The organism is Microbacterium sp. SLBN-154, assembly GCF_006715565.1.
Lineage (GTDB): Bacteria > Actinomycetota > Actinomycetes > Actinomycetales > Microbacteriaceae > Microbacterium.
This window is the reverse complement of sequence record NZ_VFNL01000001.1, coordinates 1,614,102-1,635,526: the sequence shown is the minus strand read 5'-3', so window position 1 is coordinate 1,635,526 and position 21,425 is coordinate 1,614,102. Positions and strand designations below refer to the sequence as shown.

The following is a 21,425-nucleotide window of genomic DNA, read 5'->3' as shown; positions in this document are numbered from 1 at the left end:
ATCACGTGGAACCCTCCGCGTACTCCTTCACTGTACCACCCTTGACGTCGACGGCCAGCATGAGGGCCTCCCACGGGGTGTCGGTGGCGCGTTCGGCGACGGCCACCGCTTCGAGGCGCCGACCGGGCCCGTCGGCGAGCACGAGGACGCTGGGACCGGCCCCGGAGACGACCGCGGCGAACCCCACCGCGCGCAGCGCCCGCACCAGCTTGTCGGTGTCGGGCATCGCCTGCGCGCGATAGTTCTGGTGCAGCTTGTCCTCGGTGGCCGCCAGGAGCAGCTCAGGGCTCTGGGTGAGCGCCGCGATCAGCAGCGCCGACCGCGAAACGTTGAACACGGCGTCTTCCCGCGGCACCTGAAGCGGCTGCAGGCTCCGCGCGACGGAGGTCGACATCGTGAACTCGGGGACGAACACCAGCGGCGCGACCCCGCGGTGCACGAGCAGCTTCTTGTGCTGCGGACGCCCGTCGTCGACCCAGGCGATCGTGAGCCCGCCGAAGAGGGCCGGGGCGACGTTGTCGGGGTGGCCCTCCATCTCGGTGGCCAGGCGCAGCAGGGTGTCGTCGTCGAGGTCGACGTCGCCGGCGAGCAGCCCCTTCGCCGCGAGCAGGCCCGACACGACCGCCGCTCCCGAGGAACCGAGTCCACGCCCGTGCGGGATGACGTTGACGGCGCGAAGACGCAGCCCCGGCATCTCGCGCCCGACCGCGTCGAACGCGTAGCGGATGGCGGTCACCACGAGGTGCGAGGCATCCCGCGGGACACCCTCGGCGCCCTCCCCCTCGACCTCGATCTCGAGGCGGCCCGGTTCGAGGGCGGTGACCGTCAACTCGTCGTAGACGCTCAGGGCGAGGCCGAGAGTGTCGAATCCCGGACCGAGATTCGCGCTCGTCGCCGGCACCCGCACGACGACTTCTCGCCCCACGGGCACCCCGCTCACGCCGGCGCCGCGACGGGGGCGAGCTCGAGCACCGAAGCGACCTCGGTGGTCGCGGCATCGACCACCGTCGGCTCCACCTGCGAGCCGTCGGCGTTGCGCAGCGCCCACTGCGGGTCCTTCAGCCCGTGCCCGGTGACGGTGAGCACCACGCGGGACCCCGCGGGGATGACCCCGGCCTCGGCGCGATCGAGGAGTCCCGCGACGCTGATCGCCGAAGCGGGCTCGACGAAGATGCCGACCTCGCCCGAGAGGAGCTTCTGCGCGGCGAGGATGCGCTCGTCGTCGATGGCGCCGAAGTAGCCGTCGGTGGCCTCACGCTCCTCGAGGGCGAACTGCCACGACGCGGGGTTTCCGATCCGGATGGCGCTGGCGATCGTCTCGGGGTGACGCACGACCGCGCCCGTGACCAGCGGCGCACTGCCGGCCGCCTGGAAACCGAACATCCGGGGCACCCGGGTGGCGACGCCGCGTTCGACCTCTTCCCGATAGCCGCGCGAGTAGGCGGTGTAGTTGCCGGCGTTGCCGACCGGGATGAAGTGGAAGTCCGGTGCGTCGCCGAGCACCTCGACGACCTCGTAGGCCGCCGTCTTCTGACCCTCGATGCGGTCGGGGTTGACCGAGTTCACCAGGTGCACCGGGTAGTTGTCGGCGAGCTCGCGCGCGATCTCGAGGCAGTCGTCGAAATTGCCGCGGATCTGGATCAGGCGGCCCTGGTGCGCGACGGCCTGGCTGAGCTTGCCCATGGCGATCTTGCCCTCGGGCACGAGGACGGCCGCGGTGATGCCGGCGTGCGCGGCGTAGGCGGCCGCCGAGGCCGAGGTGTTGCCCGTCGAGGCGCAGATGACCGCCTTGGCGCCGTGCTCGACGGCGCGCGAGAGCGCAACGGTCATGCCGCGGTCCTTGAACGACCCGGTGGGGTTCATCCCCTCGAACTTCACCCAGACGTCGGCACCCGTGCGCCGGGACAGGGCCGGGGCCGGAAGAAGGGGCGTGCCGCCCTCCCCCAGCGTGACCACGGTGGAGTCGTCGGTCACTCCCAGTCGATCGGCGTATTCGCGGAGGACTCCCCGCCAGACGTGCGCCATGTCACTCTCCTTCCACTCGCAGCACCGAGACGACCCGCTCGACGACGCCGCTGCCGGCCAGTCGTGCCACGGTCTCGCTCAGGTCCTGCTCCTTGGCTTTGTGCGTGCCGATGACCAGGCGCGCGGTGTTCTCAGGGGTCTGGGGCGCGGTGCCACCGCCCGGGACGGGCTCACCGGCGACCGTCTGCTCGACGGTCGCGATCGACACACGCCCCTCCGACAGGATCCCCGCCACCGTGGCGAGCACCCCCGGCTGGTCGTCGACTTCGAGGGTGATCTGGTAGCGCGTGGTGACCCGGCCGATCGGCACGACGGCGAGGTTGGCCCGGGTGGACTCCCCCACGCCGACACCGCCGGCGATGTGACGGCGAGCAGCAGACACGACGTCGCCGAGCACGGCTGAGGCGGTCTGCACGCCACCGGCACCCGCGCCGTAGAACATGAGGTTGCCCGCGGCCTCGGCCTGGACGAACACGGCGTTGTTGGCGCCGTGGACGCTGGCGAGGGGGTGGGTGCGGTCGATGAGCGCGGGGTACACCCGGACCGAGATCGACTCCGCATCGCCGGCGTCGCGCAGCCGCTCGCAGACCGCGAGAAGCTTGATCACGAGGCCGGCGTGCCGCGCGGCATCCATCATCGCCTTGTCGATGCCGGTGATGCCCTCGCGGTGCACCGACTCCAGCGGTACCGAGGTGTGGAAAGCCAGGCTCGCCAGGATCGCGGCCTTCTGGGCGGCGTCGTAGCCCTCCACATCCGCCGTCGGGTCGGCCTCGGCGTACCCGAGACGCTGCGCGTCGGCGAGCACGTCGGCGAACTCTGCTCCCTCGGTGTCCATGCGGTCGAGGATGTAGTTGGTCGTGCCGTTGACGATGCCCATGATGCGCTGCACGCGGTCGCCGGCGAGCGAGTCGCGCAGCGGCCGGATGATCGGGATCGCGCCCGCCGCGGCCGCTTCGTAGTACACCTGCGCTCCGACCTGGTCGGCGGCGTCGAAGATCTCGGGGCCGTGGGTGGCGAGGAGCGCCTTGTTGGCCGTGACGACGTCGGCGCCGGAGTTGATCGCCTGCAGCAGGTAGGTGCGTGCCGGCTCGATCCCGCCCATGAGCTCGATCACGATGTCGGCGCCGACGATGAGGCTCTCGGCGTCGGTGGTGAACAGCTCCTTGGGCAGGTCGGTCTCGCGCGGCGCGTCGAGGTTGCGCACCACGATGCCGGCGAGCTCGAGGCTGGCACCGGCCCGATCGGCGAGCTCGGCGCTGTGCAGACGCAGCAGGGCGGCGACCTGCGAGCCGACGGCGCCGGCTCCCAGGAGCGCCACGCGCAGGCGACGGTAGTCAGGCATGGGGTCCCTTCGATGATGCGTCGGCCGGCCGCACCGCGGCGCCGACGTCTCGGGCGAGGAGGTCGTCCACGGTCTCGCCGCGGACGATGAGCCGGGCCTGGCCGTCGCGCACGGCGACGACCGGGGGCCGGGGTACGGCGTTGTAGTTGCTCGCGAGCGAGTAGCAGTAGGCGCCGGTCGCGGGGACGGCGAGCAGGTCGCCGGGGGCCACGTCGCCCGGCAGGTATTCGAGGTCGACCACGATGTCGCCGGCCTCGCAGTGCTTGCCCACGACCCGGCTGAGCGCGGGGTCGGCGGTGCTGATGCGCGACGCGATCCGGGCGGAGTACTGCGCGCCGTAGAGGGCGGTGCGGGCGTTGTCGCTCATCCCGCCGTCGACGCTGACATAGAGCCGGTCGACCCCCGACTCGAGGTGCACGGGCTTGACCGTGCCGACTTCGTACAGGGTCACCCCCGCCTGGCCCACGATGGAGCGTCCGGGCTCGAATGCGAGGCGGGGAACGGGGATGCCGCGGGCCGCGCACTCCTCGGCGACCGCACCGACGATCGCCGCGGCGAGGTCTGCGATGTCGGTCGGTTCGTCGGCCTCGGTGTAGGCGATGCCAAACCCGCCGCCGAGGTTGAGGGCGGGGACCTCGCCCCCCTCGAGCAGCGCCGCGTGCAGGTCGATGAGACGCGAGGCGGCCTCTCGGAACCCCGCGACGCCGAAGATCTGCGAGCCGATGTGGGAGTGCAGCCCCCCGAGCCGGAGACCGGGGATCTCGCGGATCCGCGCGACCGCGGCGGGAGCGTCGTGCAGGGCGAAGCCGAATTTCTGGTCCTCGTGCGCGGTGGCGAGGAACGAGTGGGTCTCGGCGTGCACTCCGCTGTTGACGCGCACGAACACGGTCTGAGGACCGGTGCGCGGCGCGTCGGCGCGCGCGGTCAGAGCAGCCAGCCGCTCGATCTCGATGTGGCTGTCCACGACGATGGAGCCCACGCCCAGGTCGATCGCTCTCTCGAGCTCGGCGACGCTCTTGTTGTTGCCGTGGAAACCCACAGCCGCGGCATCCGCTCCGCCCGCGATCGCGATGGCCAGTTCCCCGCCGCTGGCGACGTCGACGCCCAGGCCCTCCGCGGTCACCCAGCGCACGATCTCGGTCGACAGGAACGCCTTTCCCGCGTAGTAGATGCGCACTGTCGTGCCGTGCGCGGCGGCCGCGCCCTCGAAGGCGTCGCGCACGCGCCGGGCGTGCTCACGTACCTCGGACTCGTCCATCACGTACAGCGGGGTGCCGAACCGCTCCGCCAGCGCGGTCGCCGCGACTCCGCCCAGCACGAGCTCTCCGTCATCGTCGCGGTGGGCGCGCCCGGGCCACACGCCGGCGGCGAGGGCGTTCGGATCGACGGGCACGACTCGAGAGGGAGACGAGCCGGGCGATGGGGCGGCGGACACGGGTGGGAGACCAATCAGTGGATGCTTCGGCGCGACGTCGACCGGGATCGCCGGTGTGACGGGCTGCCTCGACCGGAGGACTCACGCGTCGGGCAGTCCTTGCAGTCTAGGGCAGAGCCCCACCGCTCTCCGGTCGCGTGACGTGCGGCCTCGTCAGACCCGTCATGCGCACGCGCCGTTCTCCTGCAGCGAGACATCGCGGACGATGGCGGGGTCGACATCGAACGATCCGGTCAGCCGGTCGCCCTCGACGACGAGGTCGGTCAGGGTGATCCCCGCCGGAAGGTCTCCGGCGATGCAGACGGTCCAGGTCTGGAGCACGCCGTCGGCGAGCCCGCCGAACTGGTCTCGCACGCCGTTGGCCGTGAGCTCCGCCCCCGCCACCGACACCGCGGAGGGGGTGAGGGCGAGGTCGCCCTCCACCGCCGACGGGACGACGGCGATCGTGACGGGCACCTCGACCCCGAACACCGGGAATGCGGTGGTCAGGCGCACGTTCGGAGCGTCGAGCGCGACCTCGGCACCGTCGGGGAAGCCCTCGAGGCTGCCGAGGAGAGCCTGCAGCTGTGCCGCGTCGAGGGTGACCGATCCCGACCCGGCCTCCAGGTCGGCATCCCCCCGGATCGGAACGCCCTGGACGCGGACATCGATGTCGCCGGTGAGCGGCCCGATCGTGACGTCGTCCGACGAGATGGCGAGGTCGTCGAGACTCCCGCGGATCAGCTGCGGGAGGACGGCGCCGGCGACCTCGACGTCGATCTGCTGATCGGCCGGGAGCGCGAGATTGGTGATCACCTGCTCGCGGACGGTGCGGACGACCAGGTCGCGTGCGACAGCCTCGCCCACGGACCACGCCACGACCGCCAGACCCGCCACCACGAAGAAGGCCAGCAGCCACGGCCAGACCCGGCGACGCCGGCGCGGGGGAGGTGCGGTGGCGATCGCCCACTCGGGGAGCGGCTGCGTCGGTTGGGTGTCCCCCGGGTTCACCGTGCTACATCCGCTCGGGTGCCGAGACGCCCAGGAGCGTCAGGCCGTTGCGCAGCACCTGGCCGGTGGCGTCGTTCACCCACAGGCGGGTGCGGTGCACCGCCTCGATGGGCTGATCCCCCAGGGGGATGACGCGGCAGTTGTCGTACCAGCGGTGGTAGATCCCGGCGAGCTCTTCGAGGTAGCGCGCGACGCGGTGCGGCTCGCGCACCTCGGCGGCGAATGCGACGACGCGGGGGAATTCCTGGAGGGCTCCGAGCAGCGCCGACTCCGTCTCGTGGGTGAGCAGCTCGGGTGCGAACTCCGACCGGTCCACCCCCGAGTCCGCAGCGTTGCGCGAGACGTTGTGGGTGCGGGCGTGGGCGTACTGGACGTAGAAGACGGGGTTGTCGTTCGTGCGCTTGCGCAGGATCTCGGGATCGAGCGTCAGCGGGGAGTCGGCGGGGTAGCGCGCCAGGGAGTAACGCAGCGCGTCGGTGCCGATCCAGTCCCGGAGGTCGTCGAGCTCGATGATGTTGCCCGCGCGCTTGGACAGCCGTGCGCCGTTGACCGAGACGAGCTGGCCGATCAGCACCTCGATGTCCTTCTCGGGGTCGTCGCCCGCCGCGCCGGCCAGCGCCTTGAGCCGGTGCACGTACCCGTGGTGATCCGCTCCGAGGAGGTAGATCTTGTGCGCGAACCCGCGGTCACCCTTGTTCAGGTAGTAGGCCGCATCGGCGGCGAAGTAGGTGTACTCGCCGTTCGAGCGCCGGATCACCCGGTCTTTGTCGTCGCCGAAGTCGGTGGTGCGCACCCAGACCGCGCCCTCGTCATCGAACACGTGCCCCTGGGCGCGCAGCCGATCCACCGCCTGGTCGACGAGGCTCGGCGCCCCGTCCGGGCCCGGAGCATGGAGGGTGCGCTCGCTGAAGAACACGTCGAAGTACACGTTGAACTTCTCCAGCGAGGTCCGCAGGTCGCCGAGCTGGAGCTCGTAGGCGCGGTCGCGGGCGAGAGCGAGCTGCTCGTCGTCGGGGAGGGAGAGCAGCTCGGGCTCGTCGGCGAGCACCCGCCGGGCCAGATCGTCGATGTACGAGCCGGGATAGCCGTCCTCGGGTGTCGGTTCACCCTTGACCGCGGCCAGCACCGAGCGACCGAACCGCTCCATCTGGGCGCCGGCGTCGTTGACGTAGAACTCACGGGCGAGGGTCGCACCGCTGGCCTGCAGCAGCCGGGCCATCGAGTCGCCGAGCGCCGCCCACCGCGTGTGCCCGATGTGCATCGGGCCGGTCGGGTTGGCGCTGACGAACTCCAGGTTGATGGTGTTGCCGCGCTGGGAGTCGTTGGTGCCGTAGGCCTCCCCCGCATCGACGATCTGCTTCGCCAGGGCGCCGGCGGCGGCGGCATCCAGTCGGATGTTGATGAAGCCGGGCCCCGCGACCTCGACCTCGGCGATCCCGTCGACCGCGCGGAGGCGCTCGGCGATCTCGCCCGCGAACTCGCGGGGGTTCGCCCCGACCGCCTTCGACAGCTTCAGCGCGGCGTTGGAGGCCCAGTCGCCGTGGTCGCGGTTCTTCGGCCGCTCCAGCACCAGGTCGGCAGCCGTCAGGCCCTCGCTCGCGCCCGGGCGTCGGGCCTCGGCGAGCGGGGCGATGACGTCGAGAAGGGCGGCGGAGAGCATGTCGGGATTCATAGCCCGACCAGTCTAGATGTGGCGGGTATGCCCGCCGGATGACGCAGGTCAGCCGATCCGCACGAGCGCGCGATGATCGTCCACGCCGCCGGGGAGGTCCGGGTCGGCAGCGGCCCCCGTCATCCACGCGGCATCCACCCGCAGATGCTGTAGACCCACGGCGCCACCGTGATAGCTGAGGAACGCGCAGTCGGCGGCATCGCGCCCCGTGGCGATGCGCACGAGCGAGCGCCGGTCGGCCAGGCGCGTGGCGTCGATGACGTACCAGGCCCCGTCGAGGTACGCCTCGGCGACCGCGTGGAAGTCCATGGGCTCGAGCCCCGGGGCGTAGCAGGCGGTGTAGCGCGCCGGCACATCCATCGCCCGCAGCAGCGCGATGACCACGTGCGCGTAGTCGCGGCAGACGCCCTGCCCGGTCATCAGCGTCGTGACCGCACTGTCGGTGCCCTGACTCAGGCCCGGCGCATAGGTCGTGCTCGAAGCGACGAAGTCCTCGACCGCCGTCAGCAGCTCGGCGCCCTCGAGGCCCCGGAACTGGCGACGCGCCTGGGCGAACACCTCATCCGACTGGCAGTAGCGGCTCGGACGGAGATAGGTGATGGTCTCGAGGTCGCGCGGTTCGGTCGCGGCCGCGGGGCCGGTGACCACCGCGCGGTAGCGCAGCTCGAGCAGTCCGGCCTCGCCGGTGATCCGATGGAGGCGGCTGCCGTTCTGGTCGACGATCTCGGCGGGCGTGTACTCCCGGTCGCCTTGCCGGAGTGTCAGCGACTCCTCCGCCAGAGGGGTGTGACGGGTCGCCGCGACCTGGAGGATCAGGTCGACGGGAGACCAGATCTCCAGGTCCATTTCAGCGGTCACGACACGCGGCACCGGAGTATCCTCGCACGCTCCGGGTGAGCCGGATTCGGTACCCGGGCCCGAGTGATTTACCCTTCCCGTGTGCCCCGTGTCCTCGCCCCTCGGCTGTCGTCGCGCGGCCGCCTGATCGCGGCCGTGCTCGCGCTCGCCGTCGCCGTCGGCGCCGTGGCCGCCGTCGCCGGCATCCGAGCCTGGCTGACGCCGCCGCCGGCCCCGCCCGTGGCCGTCGCCGCACCCGAGGATGCGGTCGTGCAGCCCGCTCCCCTGGTCCTCCCCGACGACCCCCGCATCCTGGTCTTCGGTGACTCGTGGACCTTCGGCTCGGCCGCCAGCGACCCGTCCCTCGGCTACGCCTACCAGCTGGCCGATCGCCTGGGCGCCGAGGTCGTCGTGGACGGAGTGCGCGGCAGCGGGTACCTCAAGCCCGGGCTCGACGGGGGTTCGTTCGGCGAGCGCGTGGCGGCGTTGGACCCGTCGCTGGATCCCGACCTCGTGATCCTGCAGGGATCGATCAACGACCGCCGCCTCTACCCGGCCGGATACCGCGAGGCCGTCACGGCGGTGTGGGATGCGCTCTCGGCGACCTACCCCGACGCCACGGTGGTGATCCTCGGCCCGGCACCCCAGGTGCTGCCGGTGGAGACGGCGACCGCGCAGATCGACGATGATCTCGCCGCCCTCGCGGCCGAACGCGGCTGGTGGTACGTCTCCCCCATCGACGAGGAGTGGATCGGCGAGGCCAACTACGACGCGGTGATCGACACCGGAATCGGTCGCGATCACCCCTCCACCGAGGGCCACGCCTATCTCGCCGACCGCGTCGCCGACGCCGTGCGCATGCTCGGCGAGGGCGCAGACGTCGTCGCCGACGCGCCGGTGGACGAGGACGTCGTCGCTCCCTGACCGTCGGGGAGGCCCTCTCCCGGGTGGTAATCTCGACCGGTACGCCTCCGTAGCTCAGGGGATAGAGCGTTGGTTTCCGGTACCAAAGGTCGCAGGTTCGATTCCTGTCGGGGGCACCAATCGGGACAAGGGATCGCGGGTCATTCAGGCCCCGCGGTCCCTTTCCTTTGACAACGACGTGACAACATTCGCCGCGCGCTTGGCCTCATCGAGGGCCGTTGCGACGGCGTCGAGGTCGTCGTCGAAGAGGTCGGCGTAGACGTCTAGCGTCATCGCGGCGGACGAATGTCCGAGCATTCGCTGCACGGCCTTCACGTGCGCTCCGGCCTGCACAGCGAGGCTCGCAGCGGTATGACGCAGGTCGTGTGGCGTGACTCTGGGGAAGCTCTCATCATCGGCTTGCGCCGCACGCACGGCCACCGTGAACCAGCCGTTCCGGGACGCCGGTAGCTTCACGTGGCTCTCGCCGTCGCCGAATAGCAGCTGGTCGCGCGTCTTCCCCTCGGCGAGCTGCGCGAGCGGCAGCGCGAGGAACTCGGGATAAGGAACGGATCGCGAGCGGTGCGTCTTCGGCGACCCCACGTGCACGCGTGCGGACACGAGGACCGCGTTCTCTTCGACCGTCACACGCCGTCTGAGCGCGTCAATATGCCGGACCCGGAGCGCTGTCGCCTCTCCCCAACGCAGGCCCGTGTAGGCCAGGAAGAGCACCAATGTGGGGTGTCTGGCGTGGTCCGCGAGGGCCTGCACTTGACCGTGGGTCAGATAGTGCCTGCGTGCATTGCGCTTCCGGGCTGGCAAATCGATGTTGCGGGCGACGTTGCGTGTGAGGCGGCGATCGCTGACGGCGTTGTCAAGGATGCCGGCGAGGACTCCTTGACACCGGCGGACCGTTGTCGACCCTCCTTCAATGCTCGATACCCACGCCTGCACTTCGGAGTGGCGGATGCCCCCGATCGAGCGACTCCCCCACTTCGGCTCGACGTGCTTCCGCCAGGCCGACTCCAACGGTCGGAACGATGACGGCTTGAGCACACCGCGGCGACTCTCAAGCCACTCCTCGCCGAGGGTCCGGACCGTGACGGCTGCGGTGGCCGGGTTGACGTACTCGCCACGCGCCTTCGAGACCTCGAGCTCGGCGAGCCGCAGTTCGGCGTCGCGCTTGGTGCGAAATCCTCGCTCGGTCGTCTGTGAGTGATCCGGGCGGCGGTAGGAGATCCGGTACAGCTTCTTGCCGGCCGCGGTCGTGTACGGATGGACGCTACCCATCCCGACGCCCGTCGCTCAGTTCGTCGACGACCTCGTCGATGCTCGCCCGCACCGCCGCCTTGGCATCGGGGTCCTCTGATCTCCACAGGTCGGCAAGCCGGGACATGATGCCGACGACTCGTGGATCGCCGGACCTGTACAGCTCCACGAACTCGCCGACCAGACGCGTCAGGCGTCGCGTGCGGTGGCCGCGCTGTTGCGGTGACTCTGAGCCGCCGGCATGTGTCGCTTGGCTGAGCGCCATCCCGACGACGGGGAACGCGAAGGCGAGGAACTCATCGAGGGACAGCCCGAGCGTCTTCGCCGCGCGCTCGTCGGCCAAACCTGCGTACTCGTGCATCCACTTCAGCTGACGGGCAGTGATCCCGGGTGGCACACCTTCGATCAGCGCCGACGCGTCCGTGGCGTCATCTCGCGCGAACTCGACGTCGTCACCTTGACGGAGATCGACCGGCCCGCCAGCGAACGCCTGCCGGAACGCATCGGAATGGATCACTCCCCCGCCGGGCAACTCGAGCCACCGGTCCCAGCCGAGCATGTCCGACAGCGTCACCGGCTTCTCCGTGAGGGCTGTGAGCGCGGTCCCCACCCGCATCAACGTCGGGAGGGTGATGGGGATCTTGCCGTTCTCGAATTCGACGACACGAGCGGTCGACCACTTGAGGCCGAACAGCGTCGCGGTGGTCGCGACCCTGTCGAGCGTCAGTCCGTGATCGGTGCGGATCTTGCGGACTCCCCGGCCGAAGGCGGCCGCGAGAGGGAGCACGTCACGCAGGGGGTGATCAGCAGGTATCGACACGTGCTGATGGTAATCGAAAAGCCGACTACTTGACACGCTGTGATTTCAGATGGTCAGATATCCGTACATCGAATTTTCGACTACTTGAGACGGAGAGACCTATGACCGCACCAACCGCACCATCGCCCGAGGCTCGGACGAGCCCCTACCTGACGCCGGCCGACGTCGAGCGGGAGTTCGGCTTCAGCCGGACGCACCTTGCTCAGATGCGATTCCACGGCGAAGGCCCCCGCTATCGGAAGCCAACCCCTCGCAAGGTGCTGTACCGCCGCGCCGACATCATCGACTGGATCGAGGCAAGCGCGCGCCAGGGCACCGCGGCGGAGGCATCGTGAAGGCCCTCGCCGCCCGCACCCGGGCACTCGCCCTGGATTCCGGGACATCGCTGGAGGCGGCAGCCCTTCAGACCGACGCCCGCACCAGTCGCGTTCAGGCCGTCATCATGTCGATCCTGGCCGAGTACGGCCCCCAGACCGACGACGAGATCGTCGACCGCTACAACGCCAGGGCGGGCGCCCACCCCGCGGTGCCGACTGTCACCCCGCAGTCGATCCGCACACGCCGACGCGAGCTCGTCGTCGCCGGCAAGGTCCGCGAGGCCGACGCGTTCGGCTTCTCCAAGCTCGGCAACAGGGCGAGCGTCTGGTGCCTCGCCTGACCCCCACACAGAAGAAGCCCCCGCGACTCCGGCACGAGTCACGAGGGCTGAGCTACCCCGAAAGGCAACCGTTATGATCACCCTATCCCCCACCACCCACACCCACGACAACGGGATCGAGACCTACAGCTACCCGTCAACGGTGCGCAGCGACGAACTGCACTGCATCACCCGCACCGACGGCGGACCCTGGCGGATCGCTCCGGTCGATGCCGTCGGCGTCAGTGACCTCACCATCCAGGAGACGAAGCGGTTCGTCGAGGAGATCCGCTTCCTCATCCGCATGGCCGAGTCACTCGAGCGCGCGGCCGCCAGCGCGACCAAGGCGGCGCATCCGGCCGACGCCGCGATCACCGCCGAGGTGCAGGCGCTGCTCGGCGACCGGGAGTGGACGATCAACGTGGCCGCCGACGCTGCGGGCATGACCAGAGCGAAGTTGCTGCACCGGCTCAACGGGCACTCGTCCTGGACCCTTGCCGACCTCGGCGACCTGGCCGGCGCATTCAGCCGCGACGATGAGGATCGGAGCCGACTGCTCAATCAGCTGACGAGAACTGCCCTCGATGCCGTGAGCGCGAGCACTGCGACGGTGGCAGCGTGAGTACGCCGGGTCCCGAGTTCACCGACGAAGAACGCCACGCGATCGAGCGCGAGATCTTCGGAGCGTGCGCCGAGCGATACTTCGAGGTCGTCTGGGGGCACGCCAACGACCCCGACTTCCTCGACGCCGTGCTCGCTGACATGACGACCGACGACGGAAAAGCGGGTGAGCGGCACATCCGCCACATCTTCCGGTTCACCCTCATGCGCCTGGCAGAGGAGCTACGCATCCTCTACCCGGACCGACCCTCGGCACGAGAAGACGCGGGCGACTGATGGCCGTCCTCGAAGCACGGTTCGCGGGCGGCCCGATCGTCGTCGAACAGGCGGACGTCTGCGGGGTGGCGGGGGTCACGGTGACGATGTCAGGGCCTTCCGCGGGGATGCTTCCGGGCGAGGCGCGCGCGCTCGCGGCGGCGCTCACGGCTGCTGCACACCAAGCCGATGCCGCCGGGACACGGGCAGGTCTGAAACGCCGACCGGATGTCGACGAGCTGCTCATGTCTCGCGACGTGTGATTAGACCAGGAGAGTCCCGCCCCTCAACACACCCGGGGGCGGGGCTCTTAGTGAGTTATCCGTCGCCGTAAGGCCCGCTCCCGCGCGATCCATCGCTACGCCACCCGTGGTCGCGAGAACTTGTCAGCGAGCTCTCCGATCGAGGGCCTGCTCGCGTGTCACGCGGGCCACTTGCGGATGCCGCTCCGCTCGAAGTACTCCTCGAATTCCCGTCCACCCTGGATGTCGTCGATGACGCGGGCGAGGTGGTACGGCCGGTCCATCACGATCCACTCCCCGTCGCGCTTCTCCGGGAAGGGCAGAGTGGCTCGCCCGCCGTCGACCGAGGCGAGCTCAACCCGGTCAACGAGGGAACCGCGGTACATGATGTCGCACCACACGAAGAAGACCTCGCGATCCGCGAACGGTGCCCACTCAGGCTTCGCGGGCTCCCGTTCCTGCCAGATGTTCGAGTCCATCCCGAACTCGAGCGCGATGTCCACGTCGTGTAGGAGCACCGCGCGCGCATCGTGGTACCCGGCAACCCACGCGGCCCCGTTCGAGGTGCCCAGGTTGTAGTTGAACAGGGGCCCCCTCGGGATGTAGTTCCAGTAGCCCTCGTGGGACTCGATGATCTCTTTCCAGATCTCGTGCAGCTGCATGGTGCGGTCTCCTTCGCATAGTTCCCGGGGTGATCAAGGTACGGCGACATGCCGACACCACCACGGCACGGCACACAAACCCGGCTACTCTGCGACTGATTGGGAAACGTCGATCACTGGGAGCGAGATGACGGCGCAGAGGGCAGACAAGGCGCACGAGCGACTCCTCGAGGGCATGGTGGAGCGCACGCCAGGATGCAAGGGGATCGACGCGTTCACAGCCGATCGCCTCACCCGCGACGACATCGCCGCACTCAAACCGATCTGCACGGCCTGCGACCTGCGACTCCTCTGCGCCGCGTACGCCGACGCCGCCCGCCCCCGCGTCGGATTCTGGGCCGGACGCTACTACGGCCCCAAGAACCGCAGCGGCGAGAAGGCGGCTTAATGCCAGCGACCACCCCGCTCGACCCTCAAATCCGGCACCGCATCGCCGCCGATATCCGCGTCGGCCTCGGCAGGAACGCCATCGCTCGAGCTCACGGCGTCTCCGGTGGAACGGTGTCAAAGATCGCCCGCCAAGAGGGAATCTGCTTCCGCGACGCCGAACGCACCGCCTCTGCCAGCGCCGCCCGGCAGATCGACCAGGCGGTCAGCCGAGCGAGACGAGCCCGAACCCTATGGGAGGCTTTCCTCGACGCACCGAATCGCCCCGATGGCACCGACACCAGCCGGCTGCGCAGAGCCTCCTACGCCCTCTACAACCTCGACCGGCACCACAACGGCCGGTACCCCAGCCCCTAGAGCCCGCGGCTCCCGGTCACGCTTACGCGCGCGTGAGAGCAGAAGAGCCGATATCGGCGAGGGATACTGCGAGCATGGGGCTTCTTGACGACATCATCGACGGCGCATCATCTGATGAGATGACGACTACCAACTTGCTCCGAAAGGTGCAAACTTTGGCCGCTCGGGTTGGTGCGTCAGACCTTCGAACATGGGTGCGCGCTGAACTCGACGGTTACGATTCGGAAGCCCCTTTGCCCGTTTACCGTGGACCGTTCGATGCGGTCGTTCAGGCGAGATGGTCAGGGCCATACGGCTCGTCTGCTGAGAGCACCTTGTCGCCCGCCGGCGTGCCGGATGACCTATTGCCGTTGTTCAGGTTCTCGTTTCGGCAGGCCCTTCCGGAACTCGAGGTGTTAGCAGCGAAGGAGGAGCAGCTCGGCGAGCCGTGGAATGGCTACGCTCTTTCGCGCTACAACAGCCTCGTCGAGCAGCAGAAGGTTCCGCGCTTCGTCATGATGGGGGTCTATTCCGCACGGAAGGTTGTCACGCCCGCGATGCTTCGAGGGATCGCGGAGAGCATCCGGACCCAGGCGCTGGAGCTTGCCCTGGACTTGCAGGCGGTGGACCCGCACGCGGGAGAGGTGGGCGGTCCTACTAGAGAAGACCCGGATATCCATCGTGCCCTGACAGTGAACATCAATCACATCTACGGCGACGGTGCGAACGTCGCACAGGGAACAGGAATCACTCAGACGGCTGTGGTCGCGAAGGGTGACATCGTCGGCCTTACCGGGGCGATTTCCCGCCTGCTGACGGACCAGAAAGCCATCGGCGAGGCTGTCGCCGTGATCACAAGTGACGGTAGTGACACCGAAAAGCGGTCGAAGCTAGAACGGCTGGGTGGCGCTATCAAGTCCGGCAGCGTCGCGCTGGCGGCCGGGGTGACGTCCGACATGGCGGCGACTGGCCTCATCGCGCTCGCGGGACAATTCCTCGGCTGGTGAGGCGCCTCAGGTCCCGTCGTCGGTGCTCCCCGCCCGGGGTTCCGACTCCTCTGCGCGGATCTGCTGAGCGGCAAGCTCGAATCCAGCGGCGAGCGTGTCCAAAATCCCGAGCGCTTCCCCAGCACCGGTGGGAGCTCTTTCGACAATGCGGGTCGCTTTGTCGACAGCAAGGCTCGCTCCGCGAAGCGCGTCGAGCTTGGCAGCGAGAGGTGCCTCGTCGAGGAGATGCTCCGCGTAGGTGTTCTCCTTCCCGCCGAAGTTGTACACGAGGTGGGGTGCGTCGAGGTCGCTGAGCGTGTCGTCGGCGACGATCAGCATCTTCTTCGCGACACGCTCCCGCATGTCGTCGAGATCGACCTTCGCAGCTCGCAGCTCGAGGATGTCGTTCGCCCGGTCGAACTCACGGCCGGCGTCACGGCAGACGCGGGTGACAGTGGGACCTGAGACTCCGAGCTCGCGCGCGATCTCATTGCGGTGCCGCCCCTCGTCGAAGAGGGCAACGATCCGATCGCGGATCTCAGGGGTGATTGCGGGCATCATTCGCCTCCTCGTGGCGTGGCCGGCCCTGCAACCGGTGGTGTGGACTCGGGCGCTCGGCGAGCCTGCGCGCTATTGAGGTGCGGGTACTTCTGATGGAGACGCTCGAGCACGTCGTCGAGGTCGCTACGAGCTTTCGCGAGCTGCTCATCCGTGGCCTGACGGGGCTGAGCGAGAGCCCGCTTCTGACCGGCGGCGCTGCGCCTCGCGTGGTGCTCCAAGAGCCTCGCCTCCGCGTGGGAGATCGCTCCCTCGGTGTACAGGCTGGGGACGCCCTCGCCGAGGAACGGCATGCCCGGAATTGCACCCGCGATGTCAAGCAATTCCGCGAGCGTCCGCGGTGGTTCATCTTCGGGCCGGACTGTTCGGCGTGGTGTCTCAGCCATTTTGTGCTCTCCTCATGCCCATCCGTAGTCGCCGGGCCGAGCTGCGCCCGCCTCCTCAAGTCGGATACGGCCCTGCAAGACGACTCCCGCCGTGGTCAGGTCGCCGGCCTTCTCGAGGAGAGGGTCAGTCAGGTCTCGCAGCGCGTTCAGGCCATCCTCGATCACACGCACCACGTCGACCACGCTCGCGAGCGCCTCCGATGTGGACTCGTGACTCCAGGTCGGGTTCTCGAGGTAGTCGCGCCTGATCTCCGCGTCCCCAACCTGCACCGTCGACAGCGTCGGCGGCAACGTGAGCAGCGCCGCCGGTGATGTCTCCAGCACACAGGCGAGGGCGACGAGGTCAGCGACGGTGAACGCGCGCTGGCCCTTCTCCGCGTTCGAGACCGCCTGCCGTGTCCACGGCTTGGACTTCAGCAAGGAGCCGATTTCCTCGCCGAACTGGGGCTGGCTCCAGCCCTTCGCTGCTCGTAGTCGCGCAACGTTCTGCCCCACAATTTTTTCGATCCTCATGGATCTGCCGCTCTCATGTCATCGGTTTGAGTTACACCCGCACTCTTTGCGTTGACACGACAGTAGCGCCCCGCCAGCCTGGAAACAACAGGAAGGACGGGACCGTGACTCTCATCGAGGAAGCCCAGCTGCTGAAGGCGCTACCCACCCCCGCGGAGGCTCGACGCATCCGCGAGGCCGCGGGTATTGGCGTCGGTCGGCTGGCCGCCGAGGTCGGCGTGAACCGGGTGACGATCAATATGTGGGAGACCGGCAAGCGCCGCCCCCGAGGTGAGTTCCGCATCCGCTACGCCCGTGCCCTCGCCGATCTGAAGCACGTCCTCGAGGCTGCCTGATGGGCATCACGCGCACGACGATGGCTTTCGAGCGGGACTTCACGCAGATCCCGAATGCGTGGCTCCGTGACGAACGTCTGTCGCGTCGTGCGCGTGGACTGCTTGCCGAGCTGATGACCCATCGGGCCGGATGGCACGTGACGATCGCAGGGCTGCAGAAGGCCGGCCCGGAAGGGCGCGATGCGATCCGAGGGGCAGTGCTCGAGCTCGCTGAGTGCGGGTACCTGGTCCGCCGGCAGACGCAGGGCGCTCACGGTCGGTTCAACGAGATCGAGTACGAGATCAACGATCCGGCCGCTGTCGGAATATCCACCGCTGTCGGGAAATCCGACACCGGTGGATTTACCGACGACGGTTCAGCCGACGACGGTTTTTCCGACGTCGGTGAATCCGCCACTAAGAACACCAGTACTTCAGAACACCATCTGCCAGAAGATCATCACGAAGAACTAACTCCCCCGCCTTCGGCGCGCGAGATCGAGTCGCAGTTCGATCGGGCCTATTCGCAGTGGCCGAAGAAGGTCGAGCGCAAGCGGTCGCTCGATGCGTTCATCCGAGCTGCCAAGTCCCGCGACCTCGCAACTCTCACAGCGGACGTCATCCGATTTGGCCAGGCCTACGCAGCCACCACCGAGCGACAGTTCGTCCCGGCGCTGTGTGTGTGGCTGAAGGGCGAGCGGTGGACGGATGACCCGCCCGTCGCCCCCATCCCGACCGAGGCCGAGTGGAACGCGCTCATGGCACCAACGGAGCGGGCATTGACCACTGCCGCTGCTGGTCGTGTCGTTGCAGGCCGCTTCGCCGCCCGAAAGCCGACTCGGGGCGAGGAGAACCTCGCCGTTGTAGCTCGGATCGAGGCGCAGGAAAGGGCCAAGGGCGGATGCGAAGCCGCCGGGCATCGCTGGCTTCCGGACGGCACGTGCGTCTACTGCCCGGAACACCGATACCCGACAGCCCTCCAAACATTGGAAGTCGCCTCATGACCGACCACATCGACCAAGAAGTCGAGAACTTCGCTCGACAGCTCGACGGACTCGTCGCCGTCGACGCAGCCACCACCGACGCTGACACATTCCATCTTGCGAAAGCGTTCCGCGAGACTCCCGACGGCACATCGGAGCTGCTCCGCTTCCACGCCACCCACGCCGAACACCCCGGGTACGCGCGCCACGTCATCCTCGCCGCCATCTCCACGTACGCCATGTGCATCGCCGTCGAAGTGCCGACGTGGTCGATCCCGACTCACCTCAAGCACCTGAACCGGCTCGCGCTCGCCTGCAGGGTCCTCGGCATCAACCACCCCGGAAAGGAGTCCTGATGTTCGACGTCGGAGCGCTGATCTTCAAGATCCAGACCGCCGGGGCGCAGATGTTCCAGCGGGACATGGCCCAGGCCGATCAAGCAGTGAAGAAGGTCGAGGGATCGTCCAAGTCCGCCTCGACCGCTCTCGCTGGGCAGGGGAAGGCGACAGATGACCTCGGCGGCCGATCTCGGAAGGCCGCGGAGGACCAGAAGAAGCAGGCTCAGGCGACGGAGGCGCAGATCCAGACCGCGAAGGGCCTCAGCCTCGCCCTCATCGCGGGGGGCCTCGCGGTCACCGCCATGGTGGGGCTCTCTGTGGCGAAGTTCGCTGAGTTCGACCAGGGCATGTCGAACGTGCGCGCCGCGACGATGGCGACAGCGGAAGAGCAGCGAGCTCTCGGCGACGCCGCGCTCGAGGCTGGAGCAGACACGGCGTACAGCGCGACCGAGGCAGCCGCCGCTCAGGAGGAACTCGCGAAGGCGGGACAGTCGGTCTCCCAGATCGTCAACGGGTCACTCAACGGGGCCCTGTCACTGGCGGCGGCCGGGCAGCTCGCCGTCGCCCGGTCCGCAGAGATCATGGCGACGACGCTCACCCAGTTCCGGCTTCCCGCGGAGCAGGCCGCCCGCGTCGCGGACATCCTCGCCGCCGGGGCAGGCAAGGCGCAGGGGTCCGTCGACGACCTCTCGCTCGCGCTCTCCTACGTGGGCCCCCTCGCCGGCTCGGTAGGTCTCTCGATCGAAGAGACGGCCGGCACGATCGCTTACTTCGCCACGCAGGGCGTCATCGGCGAGAAGGCGGGAACAGCACTCCGCGGCGTGCTCGCATCGCTCCAGGCACCCTCAGCGGCGGCCAACACCGAGCTCGAGCGGTATGGGATCACCGTGTTCGACGCGCAGGGGAACATGCTGTCGCTGTCCGGCATCGCGGAGCAGCTGCGCAGCCGCCTCGGCGGACTCAGCGAGCAGGAGCGCCTCGCGGCACTGGGTCGGATCTTCGGCAACGAGTCTCTGAACGCCGCGACTCTGCTGTACGAGGGTGGTGCGAAGGCTGTCGACGAGTGGACCGCGGCGGTCGACGACACCGGCTATGCGGCGGAGCAGGCCGCGATTCGACAGGACAACCTGGCGGGTGACATCGAGAAGCTCGGCGGCGCGCTCGACACCGCCCTGATCAAGACAGGGTCAAGCGCGAACGACGTCCTCCGCGACATGGTGCAGGCCATCACCCTCCTCGTCGACTGGTACGGGGAGCTCCCGGAGGGGGTCCAGACGACCACTCTCGTCGTCGGTGTCTTCACTGGCGCTCTGCTGCTGGCCTCCGGAGCGACCGTCGGGCTCAGGGCCAAGCTGATCGAGCTGGGCGCACAGTTCAAGACCGCGGAGATCAGCATGACGCGGACGGCCGCGATCGGTGGTGCGGTCGGGCTCGCTCTCGCCGGCGTGATTACCGTCGTCGGACTCCTCGCGCAGCGGCAGGCGGAAGCCCGTCAGCGGGCAGAGGCGTACGCCGACGCTCTCGAGCAGGGCGAGGGAGCCGCGCGGTCGTTCGTCGCTGAGCAGCTCACCGCGGAGGAGTCATGGCTGTGGGTGTCGCGCGGGTCCGCTGCTGACGCCGCCGAGAAGTTCGGGATCAGCCTCGACACACTCGCCGACGCCGCACAGGGGAACAAGGATGCCCTGGCGGAGCTGTCCGACGTGATGAAGGCCGGGCAGGGCGACATGGAAGCCGCTCAGCGCCTCGCCGATGAGCACGGGCTCTCGCTCTTCGAAGTGTCTTCGGCGTCCACCCGCGCGCTCGCCGGCATCGAGGCGCTCCAGCAGGCCGAGAAGGACGGCGCGCGCATCACTGAGCAGAAGAACGAGATCACCTCGGAAGGGGTCGAGGAGACAGAGTCCGCCGCCGACGCCTACCTGGAAGCAGCTTCCGGCGCTGAAGAGCTGTCCTCGCAGCTCTCGGAGCTGATCGACGAGATCAACGAGGCGAATGGGGTGGGGCAGGACGCGATCACCTCCAACGCCCGCTACCAGGAAGCCCTCGCAGGGATCTCGGGCGAGGTTCAGCGTCAGCGAGACGAGTTCCAGCAGACGAACGGCACGCTCGACGGCTTCAGCCTCTCACTGGACGAGGCCACTGTCGCCGGCTCCGCGAACGCGGCGATGCTCGCCGATGTGGCCAGCAACGCTCAGGACGCGGCCCTGAAGCAGTTCGAGCTTGATCAGCGGACGATGAGCGCGAAGGACGCTTCCGACAAGTACTACGGAACGCTCGCCGCTCAGCGGCAGGCGTTCGAGGAGTCAGCCCGAGCGGCCGGGTTCAACGCCGACGAGGTGCAGAAGCTCGCAGACAAGGTGTTCGGGCTCCCGGACGAGAGAGCCGTCGCGATCACTGCAGAGACCGCCCAGGCGCAGGACAGCGTCGAGGCGTTCATGCGCCGCAACAAGGATCGCCGGTTCAACGTCTACCTCGACGTGATCAACACAGGCGGCGGTGGTGGCCGCGGCGCGCTGCAACAGGCGGACGGCGGCGTGGTGAAGTACTTCGCCGGCGGCGGGGTCGAGCATCACGTCGCACAGATTGCGCGCGCCGGGGACTGGCGGGTCTGGGCGGAGCCGGAGACCGGCGGGGAGTCGTACATCCCGCACGCACCGTCGAAGAGGGCACGGTCCGAGGCGATCATGGCTGAGACCGCAGCGATCCTCGGCGGCGTCTACATTCCCGCGGGCGCAGCACGGTTCGCGGACGGCTCCCCCGCCGCGTCCAGCCCGGCTCCGGCGATCTACGTGCAGTCCCCGTTCTCCCCGGAGTACTTCCTCGCCGAGATGGCAGGAGCCGCGGACAGCCGCATCCGCGCCCACGACGCCGCGCAAGCCCGGGTCGCCCGGGGCCGACACTCGACCATCTGACCCCA

Annotated in this window: 25 protein-coding genes and 1 tRNA gene; 14 read left to right on the top strand and 12 right to left on the bottom strand. The window is 68.8% G+C overall.

Annotation, left to right across the window (positions count from 1 at the left end; translation table 11 throughout):
* Position 1: 1 nt before the first annotated feature.
* The 7 genes from thrB to FBY40_RS07930 all read right to left on the bottom strand — a co-directional run bounded on the left by thrB (position 2) and on the right by FBY40_RS07930 (position 8,334).
* On the bottom strand, positions 2-940 hold the full coding sequence (gene thrB / locus FBY40_RS07960) for a homoserine kinase (protein WP_141937825.1): 939 nt from the start codon (positions 938-940) through the stop codon (positions 2-4).
* A complete protein-coding gene (gene thrC, locus FBY40_RS07955) occupies positions 937-2,025 on the bottom strand; it encodes a threonine synthase (RefSeq protein ID WP_141937823.1) in 1,089 nt (362 codons plus the stop codon). Before thrC ends, thrB begins: the two co-directional genes overlap by 4 nt.
* A 1-nt stretch (position 2,026) precedes the next feature.
* Positions 2,027-3,367, bottom strand: coding sequence for a homoserine dehydrogenase (locus FBY40_RS07950; RefSeq protein ID WP_141937821.1), 1,341 nt, complete (start codon positions 3,365-3,367; stop codon positions 2,027-2,029).
* Positions 3,360-4,760, bottom strand: coding sequence for a diaminopimelate decarboxylase (gene lysA / locus FBY40_RS07945; protein WP_235014694.1), 1,401 nt, complete (start codon positions 4,758-4,760; stop codon positions 3,360-3,362). Before lysA ends, FBY40_RS07950 begins: the two co-directional genes overlap by 8 nt.
* Positions 4,761-4,964: 204 nt before the next feature.
* Positions 4,965-5,792 (bottom strand): LmeA family phospholipid-binding protein, encoded by an 828-nt coding sequence (locus FBY40_RS07940; RefSeq protein WP_141937818.1) that lies wholly within the window; start codon positions 5,790-5,792, stop codon positions 4,965-4,967.
* 4 nt (positions 5,793-5,796) lie between these two features.
* Positions 5,797-7,464: an arginine--tRNA ligase gene (argS, locus tag FBY40_RS07935; RefSeq protein ID WP_141937816.1), complete on the bottom strand. Its 1,668-nt coding sequence runs from the start codon at positions 7,462-7,464 to the stop codon at positions 5,797-5,799.
* A gap of 48 nt (positions 7,465-7,512) precedes the next feature.
* Positions 7,513-8,334, bottom strand: coding sequence for a transglutaminase-like domain-containing protein (locus tag FBY40_RS07930; RefSeq protein WP_141937814.1), 822 nt, complete (start codon positions 8,332-8,334; stop codon positions 7,513-7,515).
* A 69-nt stretch (positions 8,335-8,403) separates the two neighbouring features.
* Between FBY40_RS07930 and FBY40_RS07925 the strand changes: the two genes are divergently transcribed.
* Complete coding sequence (locus FBY40_RS07925; RefSeq protein ID WP_200829952.1) at positions 8,404-9,225, top strand: SGNH/GDSL hydrolase family protein; 822 nt, start codon at positions 8,404-8,406, stop codon at positions 9,223-9,225.
* A 43-nt stretch (positions 9,226-9,268) separates the two neighbouring features.
* Positions 9,269-9,344: transfer RNA gene (locus tag FBY40_RS07920), tRNA-Arg, on the top strand.
* 25 nt (positions 9,345-9,369) lie between these two features.
* On the opposite strand, the gene FBY40_RS07915 is transcribed toward FBY40_RS07920, so the two are convergent.
* Both FBY40_RS07915 and FBY40_RS07910 read right to left on the bottom strand, forming a co-directional pair.
* Positions 9,370-10,494: a tyrosine-type recombinase/integrase gene (locus FBY40_RS07915; RefSeq protein ID WP_141937811.1), complete on the bottom strand. Its 1,125-nt coding sequence runs from the start codon at positions 10,492-10,494 to the stop codon at positions 9,370-9,372.
* On the bottom strand, positions 10,487-11,293 hold the full coding sequence (locus tag FBY40_RS07910) for a helix-turn-helix domain-containing protein (RefSeq protein WP_141937809.1): 807 nt from the start codon (positions 11,291-11,293) through the stop codon (positions 10,487-10,489). The genes FBY40_RS07915 and FBY40_RS07910 overlap by 8 nt, the downstream gene beginning before the upstream one ends.
* A 101-nt stretch (positions 11,294-11,394) precedes the next feature.
* On the opposite strand from FBY40_RS07910, the gene FBY40_RS07905 reads away from it, so the two are divergent.
* The 5 genes from FBY40_RS07905 to FBY40_RS07885 all read left to right on the top strand — a co-directional run bounded on the left by FBY40_RS07905 (position 11,395) and on the right by FBY40_RS07885 (position 13,069).
* On the top strand, positions 11,395-11,628 hold the full coding sequence (locus FBY40_RS07905) for a helix-turn-helix transcriptional regulator (RefSeq protein WP_141937807.1): 234 nt from the start codon (positions 11,395-11,397) through the stop codon (positions 11,626-11,628).
* Positions 11,625-11,951 carry a hypothetical protein gene (locus FBY40_RS07900; RefSeq protein ID WP_141937805.1) on the top strand — a complete coding sequence of 109 codons (327 nt, stop codon included), beginning with the start codon at positions 11,625-11,627 and terminating at the stop codon, positions 11,949-11,951. Before FBY40_RS07905 ends, FBY40_RS07900 begins: the two co-directional genes overlap by 4 nt.
* A 73-nt stretch (positions 11,952-12,024) precedes the next feature.
* Positions 12,025-12,552, top strand: coding sequence for a hypothetical protein (locus FBY40_RS07895; protein ID WP_141937803.1), 528 nt, complete (start codon positions 12,025-12,027; stop codon positions 12,550-12,552).
* The gene (locus FBY40_RS07890; RefSeq protein WP_141937801.1) at positions 12,549-12,827 is read left to right on the top strand and encodes a hypothetical protein; all 279 of its coding nucleotides are present in this window, start codon (positions 12,549-12,551) and stop codon (positions 12,825-12,827) included. Before FBY40_RS07895 ends, FBY40_RS07890 begins: the two co-directional genes overlap by 4 nt.
* Positions 12,827-13,069 (top strand): hypothetical protein, encoded by a 243-nt coding sequence (locus tag FBY40_RS07885; protein WP_141937799.1) that lies wholly within the window; start codon positions 12,827-12,829, stop codon positions 13,067-13,069. Before FBY40_RS07890 ends, FBY40_RS07885 begins: the two co-directional genes overlap by 1 nt.
* Positions 13,070-13,227: 158 nt before the next feature.
* Here the strand turns inward: FBY40_RS07885 and FBY40_RS07880 are convergent, their stop codons facing one another.
* A complete protein-coding gene (locus FBY40_RS07880; protein ID WP_141937797.1) occupies positions 13,228-13,710 on the bottom strand; it encodes a hypothetical protein in 483 nt (160 codons plus the stop codon).
* A 127-nt stretch (positions 13,711-13,837) separates the two neighbouring features.
* Between FBY40_RS07880 and FBY40_RS07875 the strand changes: the two genes are divergently transcribed.
* The 3 genes from FBY40_RS07875 (at position 13,838) to FBY40_RS07865 (ending at position 15,440) form a co-directional block, all read left to right on the top strand.
* On the top strand, positions 13,838-14,098 hold the full coding sequence (locus tag FBY40_RS07875; RefSeq protein ID WP_141937795.1) for a WhiB family transcriptional regulator: 261 nt from the start codon (positions 13,838-13,840) through the stop codon (positions 14,096-14,098).
* Positions 14,098-14,454 carry a hypothetical protein gene (locus FBY40_RS07870; RefSeq protein WP_141937794.1) on the top strand — a complete coding sequence of 119 codons (357 nt, stop codon included), beginning with the start codon at positions 14,098-14,100 and terminating at the stop codon, positions 14,452-14,454. The genes FBY40_RS07875 and FBY40_RS07870 overlap by 1 nt, the downstream gene beginning before the upstream one ends.
* Positions 14,455-14,528: 74 nt before the next feature.
* The gene (locus tag FBY40_RS07865; protein ID WP_141937792.1) at positions 14,529-15,440 is read left to right on the top strand and encodes an AbiTii domain-containing protein; all 912 of its coding nucleotides are present in this window, start codon (positions 14,529-14,531) and stop codon (positions 15,438-15,440) included.
* Between the two features lie 6 nt (positions 15,441-15,446).
* On the opposite strand, the gene FBY40_RS07860 is transcribed toward FBY40_RS07865, so the two are convergent.
* Positions 15,447-15,977 (bottom strand): helix-turn-helix domain-containing protein, encoded by a 531-nt coding sequence (locus FBY40_RS07860; RefSeq protein WP_160141378.1) that lies wholly within the window; start codon positions 15,975-15,977, stop codon positions 15,447-15,449.
* Between the two features lie 398 nt (positions 15,978-16,375).
* The gene (locus FBY40_RS07855) at positions 16,376-16,876 is read right to left on the bottom strand and encodes a helix-turn-helix domain-containing protein (RefSeq protein WP_141937790.1); all 501 of its coding nucleotides are present in this window, start codon (positions 16,874-16,876) and stop codon (positions 16,376-16,378) included.
* A 104-nt stretch (positions 16,877-16,980) separates the two neighbouring features.
* Between FBY40_RS07855 and FBY40_RS17315 the strand changes: the two genes are divergently transcribed.
* Genes FBY40_RS17315 through FBY40_RS07835 form a run of 4 tightly spaced genes read left to right on the top strand, consistent with a single transcriptional unit; the run spans position 16,981 to position 21,420 of the window.
* Positions 16,981-17,211 (top strand): helix-turn-helix transcriptional regulator, encoded by a 231-nt coding sequence (locus FBY40_RS17315; protein ID WP_160141377.1) that lies wholly within the window; start codon positions 16,981-16,983, stop codon positions 17,209-17,211.
* Positions 17,211-18,194, top strand: a complete 984-nt coding sequence (locus tag FBY40_RS07845) for a hypothetical protein (RefSeq protein ID WP_141937787.1) — start codon at positions 17,211-17,213, stop codon at positions 18,192-18,194. The genes FBY40_RS17315 and FBY40_RS07845 overlap by 1 nt, the downstream gene beginning before the upstream one ends.
* Complete coding sequence (locus FBY40_RS07840; protein ID WP_141937785.1) at positions 18,191-18,529, top strand: hypothetical protein; 339 nt, start codon at positions 18,191-18,193, stop codon at positions 18,527-18,529. Before FBY40_RS07845 ends, FBY40_RS07840 begins: the two co-directional genes overlap by 4 nt.
* Positions 18,529-21,420 (top strand): phage tail tape measure protein, encoded by a 2,892-nt coding sequence (locus tag FBY40_RS07835; protein WP_141937784.1) that lies wholly within the window; start codon positions 18,529-18,531, stop codon positions 21,418-21,420. Before FBY40_RS07840 ends, FBY40_RS07835 begins: the two co-directional genes overlap by 1 nt.
* Positions 21,421-21,425: the final 5 nt, after the last annotated feature.